Below are 6,723 nucleotides of genomic sequence, written 5' to 3'. Positions count from 1 at the left end.
GTCAAGCAACTGCTGCTTCTGCTCGACGTCACCGATGCTGGACACCTGATTGCTGACCGCGACCAGCTTCTCCTCGGCCTGCTGCCAGTCGCCGCGGGAGATCAACTCCTGCACCTGCTGCATCTCGGTCCGGGCGGCCAGCGCAACCTGATCGTCGCGCACCTGTTTGGGCGCGCCGAACAGCATTGTGCGCAGGCCGTACAGCGAGTCGCCGGGTCCGGCGCCGGACACCACCGCACCGAAACCGCCGATGCACAACATCGCCGCGGCCGCGGCGCCGACCACGCTCAGCCCGCGCCGATTACGCTTGGCGGGGCTGGTGGTGGGCACCCACTTGTCGCGGTTTACACCGGTGCGCTTTTCGGCGAGCCCGGCATCCAGAGCCGCGATGGCCTGCGGCTCGGAAATGAGTCCGGCGTCAGGAGGCCAGCGGCTCTCATCACGCCACGTTCCGAGCAGGGCGGCCAGTGCCGCGTCCGCCTGGTCCGCCGGCGCGACGGGTGCCCCGCCTGCCCCGCTTGACAGGGCCTCGATGAAGCTGTCACTGCGACGGATGTCCTCCAGCGATGGCTCACCACCGGGAGTGCGATCGAAGTCAGGCATATTCGTGCCCCGCTCCCGCAATCTCAGATTTCAGCCGGGCCAGGGCGCGATGCTGCGCGACCCGGACGGCGCCGGGCGTGCTGCCGACGGCCTCTGCGGTCTCCTCGGCGGACATTCCCACCACGATGCGCAGGGTCAGGATCTCGCGTTGCTTCTCGGGCAGCACCTGCAGGAGCTTCTGCATCCGTGCGGCCGAGTCGGAGTTGATCGCCATCTGCTCGGGGCCGGTGTCGGCGGAGAACCGCTCCGGGACCTCATCGGTGGGCTCGGAACGGTTACGGGCCGCCGCGCGATGCGCGTCAGCGACCTTGTGTGAAGCGATGCCGTATACGAAGGCCAGGAAGGGGCGTCCCTGATCCTGATAGCGCGGCAGCGCCTGGATGGCGGCCAAGCAAACCTCCTGAGCAACGTCGTCGGCGGAGAGTCCCACCCGCTCCGTGGCTCCGATGCGTGCACGCACGTAACGGACCACGATGGGCCGGATGATCTCAACAACTTCCCGGAGGGCATCCCGACTACCGGCCACTGCCTCAGCAACGGCGGCGTCGAGACGTTCTCCTGGATTAGTCATCGACGAAGGCATCTCCAACGTTACGTAACCGGACGACGCCCGGCATTTGGCTCAGCTAGAGACAATATCGGCCGGAACTGCGATGGGCCGTTACCTGCGGTTCCAGCGCCCGCCGTGGCGTGTGACAAACACCGCACCGCGGTCGCGGGCCGCCTCGACCGCTGCGGGGCTCTGTACTGCGCTGCCGATATCGGCGAGCAGGCCGGCCACCGCCCAGTGCAGCGGCATCAGGCCGTATTCGGACGTCGCAGCCAGGGCGGTGTCGGCCAGCTCGCGGGATGCCGCGAGCTCACCGGCACAGCAGAGCGCGGCCGCCAGGATGACATCGCTCTTGACCCGGTGGCGACGCAGTTCGGGAAGGGCGTATTCAGCGAGTTCGACGCCGCGGCGGGCATGTTTGACCGCGTCGGTACCGTCGCCGGTCACCATCGCCAGTTCAGCGCGGACCCAGGACAGCCTGATCGCCAGCCGAAGGGGCGGATCGTCGGCGCAGGCGTGCACGTCCCGGGCCCGGTCCAACAGCGCCGCCGAGGCTCGGAACCGGCCGACACCCAAGGCATCTGCCGCCAATCCGACGAGCGCGTCCACGGCGCATTCCGGGTCATCACCGGCAAGCGCCCAGGCCCGTCCGTCCCAGCCCCGAGCCAACTCGTGCCACCCGGTCTGTCGTAGGAACGACGCGTGGGTGCTCGATGCCAGCGAGGCCAGCGGCCCGGCAGGCTCCCGGCGCAGCACCTCGTCAAGATCGGCGCGGGCGGTGCCATAGCGGCCCTGCCCGCCTGCTGCCACCGCACGCAGCCAGAGTCCGCCGGGGGTCGGCGCTGCGGGCAGCGGCCACCGGGCGGGGTCGGTACCGAACGCGGCGTCGGTCAAAGTGCGCCTATTCATCGGATTAAGAGTTTGTGCTCGCCACGTTACGGCTGTGTCAACTGCGGCTACCGAAGGTGTGATTCCGACAGATTCCGCTGGCTTTTCGGAGGTCGCGTTCCGGGCCCTGAAACCAAAGATGAACGTGACGTAAATTCTCCCGCTTCGGCTATGCGATTGACCACAGGCAAGGGCATTGACGGCCTCTCAGCAGCGGCCATACCGTGAGGCCACGAGTAGTCACCGATGACTGAACTCGAGGTGTTCCGAGGACTCGAAGATCGCGAGACATGCACCGAGAGAGGGGATTTCGATGCTTCAGCCACAACAGCTACCCGGACCCAACGCCGATGTCTGGGATTGGCAGATGGACGGTCTGTGCCGCGGTGAGGACTCAGCGGTGTTCTTCCATCCGGACGGCGAACGGGGCCGCGCACGAGCGCAACGCGAGATGCGCGCCAAGCAGATGTGCCGACAGTGCCCGGTGATCACACATTGCCGAAACCACGCGCTGAAGGTCGGCGAGCCCTACGGCATCTGGGGCGGGCTGAGTGAGGCCGAACGCGAAATCCTGCTCAAAGGCGGCCTGCGCCGACGCTCGGCGTAGCGCGAATCAGCTGAGGCTCTCCGCCTCATCGGCCGGTTCGGAGTCCGGCTGCACGCGGTCACGGTCGTCGAACTCGACCAGCACCGCCCCGGCCAGGAACAGGACGATGAACACGGCCAGCAGTGGGCCGATGAATCCGCCGGCCGCCCAGGCGGCAACCAGAAGCCCGACGACGCACGCGGCCAGCCACCACATCTGTTCGCGCTTCTGAAACACCCCTACCTCCCACGTCCAGCGCATGATGAAATTCCCACCGCATGCGTCTCACGTCGCATAACGAGATTTTGGCATGAACTGAGCAAAGCGTCTACGGTCAGCTCGTCATGGACCCGAGGTAATACGTTTCCTTGCCGGTCGGGTAACCGCCGCCGTCGGTGGCGATGTGGACGTGGTCGTAGTGGTTGGCGGTCTCATTGCCGTAGTCCGCCGTCCAGCTCGGGGCGCCGATGCCCGGGTAGAAGCCCTGCCGCCAGATCACGTGCAGCACCCCCCACCGCTTGGCGTTCGCCAGGGCGAAGCCGGCGATCTGGTTGCCGAGCTCGATCCCCTCGGGCGAGTGGTAGTTCGGGATCATCACGTCGATCGCGAGGCCGTTGGGATGCCATTTCAACGGATCCTGCCGGAACCCGCCGATTGTCTTGATCTCCAGAAACATCATGCTGATGGCCCGGGCGGCCCAGATGGTGTGGATCTGCAGGCCCTGCTCCGGGGCGACCCCGCGAGGCAGGGCGAGCTGGAAGTCCTGAGCCGCGATCGGAGCGCTCGCGGCCAATAACTGCGCCTCGGTGGCGGTGGCGACCGATGGCGCGGGATTTTCGATGAAGGACGGCGCACCCGCAGGCGCCGGGCTCTGGCTTGCCGGGGCCGCGGCGGGAGGGCTCGGCTTCTCCTTGTCCTGGGCGTAGATCATGCCGGCCGAGACCGCGACCGATGCCGCCACGGCCAGCCAGCGCCCGCCCAGGACCTTCCTCACGGGACAGAACTTTACTGGGGCGAAATGAGAGAAGGGGCGCACCCGCTACAGGTGGCCCCTTCTGTCAGATCGGAATCAGTGTGCGTGGCCGTGGTGGCCGTGTTCGTCGGCGTCGGCGGGCTTCTCCACGATTGCGGTCTCGGTGGTCAGGATCATCCGGGCTACCGAGGCGGCGTTGACGACCGCCGAGCGGGTCACCTTCACCGGATCGATGATGCCGTCGGCGACCAGATCGCCGTAGGACAGCGTCGCGGCGTTGAAGCCGTGTCCGGCGGGCAGTTCGCTCACCTTGTTGACCACGACAGCGCCGTCTTCACCTGCGTTGGCGGCGATCCAGAACAGCGGGGCCGACAGGGCTTCGGAGAAGACGTCCACGCCCAGCGCAACGTCACCGGAGACCGACTTCCGCAGCGGCTCCAGCGCCGCTCGCACCTGGACCAGCGCGCTGCCGCCGCCGGGCACGATGCCCTCCTCGACCGCCGCCTTGGCCGCCGACACCGCGTCCTCGACGCGGTGCTTGCGCTCCTTGAGTGCGGTCTCGGTGGCCGCGCCGACCTTGATCACCGCGACTCCGCCGGCCAGCTTGGCCAGCCGCTCCTGCAGCTTCTCGCGATCCCAGTCGGAGTCGGTCGACTCGATCTCTGCCTTGAGCTGCTTGACCCGGTTGGCGATCGCATCGTGGGTGCCGCCGCCATCGACGATCACCGTGCTGTCCTTGCTGACGACCACGCGGCGGGCCGAGCCCAGGACATCGAGGCCGGCCTCGCGCAGCAGCAGCCCGACATCGGGGTTGACCACCTGAGCGCCGGTCACGATGGCCAGGTCTTCGAGGAACGCCTTGCGGCGGTCGCCGAAGAACGGCGCCTTGACCGCAACGGCCTTCAGCGTCTTGCGGATGGCGTTGACCACCAGGGTGGACAGCACCTCTCCTTCGACGTCCTCGGCCACGATCAGCAGCGGCTTACCGGACTCGGCGACCTTCTCCAGCAGTGGCAGCAGGTCGGGCAGCGAGCTGATCTTGTCGCGGTGCAGCAGCACCAGTGCGTCCTCGAGAACGGCTTCCTGCGAGTCGAAGTCGGTGACGAAGTACGCGGAGACGAAGCCCTTGTCGAAACCGATACCTTCGGTGACCTCAAGCTCGGTGCTGACCGTCGAGGACTCCTCGACGCTGACGACACCGTCGGTTCCGACGGCGGTCATGGCCTCGCCGACCATCTCGCCGATCTCCTCGTCGCGGGAGGACACGGTGGCGATCTGGGCGATCCCGGTCTTGCCGGACACCGGGATGGCCGAGGCCAGCAGTGCCTCGGAAGCGGCGTCGGCGGCCTTGCCGATTCCCACCCCCAGTGCGATCGGGTTAATGCCGGCCGCCACCAGGCGAAGGCCGCCGTGGATCATCGCCTGCGCAAGTACGGTGGCCGTGGTGGTGCCGTCACCGGCGACGTCATTGGTCTTGGTGGCAACCGACTTCACCAGCTGCGCGCCGAGGATCTCGAAAGGATCCTCCAGGTCGATCTCGCGAGCGATGGTGACGCCGTCATTGGTGACCGTCGGACCACCAAAAGCCTTGGCCAGCACCACATGCCGACCACGCGGCCCCAGTGTCACCTTGACGGCGTCGGCCAACTTGTCGACGCCGGCCTCCATGGCGCGTCGGGCGGTCTCGTTGAACTCGATCAGCTTGCTCATACTGTGCTTTTCCTGTCTAGGACTGTCCTGAAATGTGTTCCGCCCCGGAAATGCCCACGACTCACAGCGGGGATTTCCGGGGCGGTGACACAGCTACTACTTGTTGACGACCGCCAGCACGTCACGCGCCGACAGGATCAGGTACTCCTCGCCGTTGTACTTGATCTCGGTGCCGCCGTACTTGCTGTAGATGACGGTGTCGCCCTCGGCAACGTCCAGCGGGATCCGCTTCTCGCCGTCCTCGTCCCAGCGGCCGGGGCCGACTGCGACGACGGTGCCCTCCTGGGGCTTCTCCTTGGCGGTATCCGGGATGACCAGACCCGACGCGGTGGTCGTCTCGGCCTCATTGGCCTGTACGAGGATCTTGTCCTCGAGTGGCTTGATGTTCACGGCCACGATGGAGTCCTCCATATTTCACGTCGATTGACCAGGTTTTTCGGCAGTCGTAACGCCCTCGCGCCGTCGTCGCGGGTGCCGACACGGGGGAGATCCGGCTGCCGTCTAGCACTCTATACCGGAGAGTGCTAGCACTCAAGAGGGGGGTGTGCAGGTTCGCTCCGGGCGAAGTCCGGGGCGGGGAACGCCGAGGCTAGTGCCCACCGTCGTCTATCCCAGGGCGGAAACCGTCGGGAAGGAGTAGATCAATTTCCCGCCGTCAAGGGTGTTCAGCACCAGGGGCGACGGATCCAACTGAGGCATCACTGCCCGACTGGGCGCCCCGGGGATGTAGGGGTTCTTGTCCCGCATCCTGAGTACGTTGCCCCACAGGTACTGCTGGATGTAGGGAATCTGATCGATATAGAAAGTCGTGTTGCCCTCGCGTTCCCCCACCGGGTACTTCAGATTCTTTTGGAAGGTGTCGAAGACCTTCGGGCTGTCGTTACCGTTGAGAAGTGTCGTTGCGACGTAGGCGTTGAACTCCGGTTGCCCGATCGTGTAGAGGTTCTGTTCCCCGGCCGTAGATCCCTCGATGAATCCGTTCGTGGCTGCCACGCCGAGTTCGCCTTGTCGCAGAGCGGTCTGCGGGTTCGGAACATATCCCAGGTCCACAGCACTGAGTTGTGCGTACGGATTGATCAGGTAAATCGATGACCACCGGTGGTGCCCGTCGACGATGTAGGTGCCGTTGTCGGCGGTGATGATCGGCCCGCCGAAGGGGTTGACCGTGCCGCCGGCGAAATAGGTACCCAGGGTGGACGGATCAATCAACGGGTAGTACAGCGACTTTGTCATGTCGATCTCGTTCTGGGTGGGAACGAGGGTGGCGACCGTCGAGGTGATGCCGATGGGCGCCATGGCGTTGTTCGGGATGCCACGCTGAGCGCCCTGCGTCAACAGGTTGAAGACTGCAGGATTCTTGCAACTCGCCGACTGCGTATCCGAGCAATTGCCGACGAGGGTCTGGTACTGCGC

9 protein-coding genes are annotated in these 6,723 nt (G+C 66.0%); 1 reads left to right on the top strand and 8 read right to left on the bottom strand.

The features are described from left to right. The 3 genes from ACR2JI_RS15820 to ACR2JI_RS15810 all read right to left on the bottom strand — a co-directional run. On the bottom strand, positions 1 to 603 hold a 603-nt coding region (locus tag ACR2JI_RS15820; protein ID WP_526391643.1), incomplete at its 3' end, for an anti-sigma-D factor RsdA. Continuing rightward, on the bottom strand, positions 596 to 1,174 hold the full coding sequence (locus ACR2JI_RS15815; protein ID WP_526391641.1) for an RNA polymerase sigma factor: 579 nt from the start codon (positions 1,172 to 1,174) through the stop codon (positions 596 to 598). The genes ACR2JI_RS15820 and ACR2JI_RS15815, both read right to left, overlap by 8 nt. 90 nt (positions 1,175 to 1,264) lie before the next feature. Continuing rightward, complete coding sequence (locus ACR2JI_RS15810) at positions 1,265 to 2,062, bottom strand: hypothetical protein (RefSeq protein ID WP_526391639.1); 798 nt, start codon at positions 2,060 to 2,062, stop codon at positions 1,265 to 1,267. A 292-nt stretch (positions 2,063 to 2,354) separates the two neighbouring features. Here ACR2JI_RS15810 and ACR2JI_RS15805 point away from each other — a divergent pair, with 292 nt between their 5' ends. Then, positions 2,355 to 2,648: a WhiB family transcriptional regulator gene (locus ACR2JI_RS15805; protein ID WP_526391637.1), complete on the top strand. Its 294-nt coding sequence runs from the start codon at positions 2,355 to 2,357 to the stop codon at positions 2,646 to 2,648. A gap of 6 nt (positions 2,649 to 2,654) precedes the next feature. Here ACR2JI_RS15805 and ACR2JI_RS15800 read toward each other — a convergent pair whose 3' ends face one another. The 5 genes from ACR2JI_RS15800 to ACR2JI_RS15780 all read right to left on the bottom strand — a co-directional run. Continuing rightward, positions 2,655 to 2,864: a hypothetical protein gene (locus ACR2JI_RS15800; protein WP_526391635.1), complete on the bottom strand. Its 210-nt coding sequence runs from the start codon at positions 2,862 to 2,864 to the stop codon at positions 2,655 to 2,657. A gap of 97 nt (positions 2,865 to 2,961) precedes the next feature. After that, entirely contained in the window at positions 2,962 to 3,558 is a 597-nt protein-coding gene (locus ACR2JI_RS15795) for a VldE C-terminal domain-containing protein (RefSeq protein ID WP_526391645.1), read from the bottom strand. Between the two features lie 138 nt (positions 3,559 to 3,696). Then, positions 3,697 to 5,310 carry a chaperonin GroEL gene (groL, locus tag ACR2JI_RS15790; protein WP_526391633.1) on the bottom strand — a complete coding sequence of 538 codons (1,614 nt, stop codon included), beginning with the start codon at positions 5,308 to 5,310 and terminating at the stop codon, positions 3,697 to 3,699. Positions 5,311 to 5,406: 96 nt separating this feature from the next. Then, complete coding sequence (gene groES / locus ACR2JI_RS15785) at positions 5,407 to 5,709, bottom strand: co-chaperone GroES (RefSeq protein ID WP_036346100.1); 303 nt, start codon at positions 5,707 to 5,709, stop codon at positions 5,407 to 5,409. 207 nt (positions 5,710 to 5,916) lie between these two features. Continuing rightward, positions 5,917 to 6,723: hypothetical protein (locus tag ACR2JI_RS15780; protein WP_526391631.1), on the bottom strand; the 807-nt coding region annotated here is incomplete at its 5' end.

The organism is Mycobacterium sp. (assembly GCF_051006775.1).
Classification (GTDB): domain Bacteria; phylum Actinomycetota; class Actinomycetes; order Mycobacteriales; family Mycobacteriaceae; genus Mycobacterium.
This window is presented reverse-complemented; position numbering and strand designations above follow the sequence as displayed.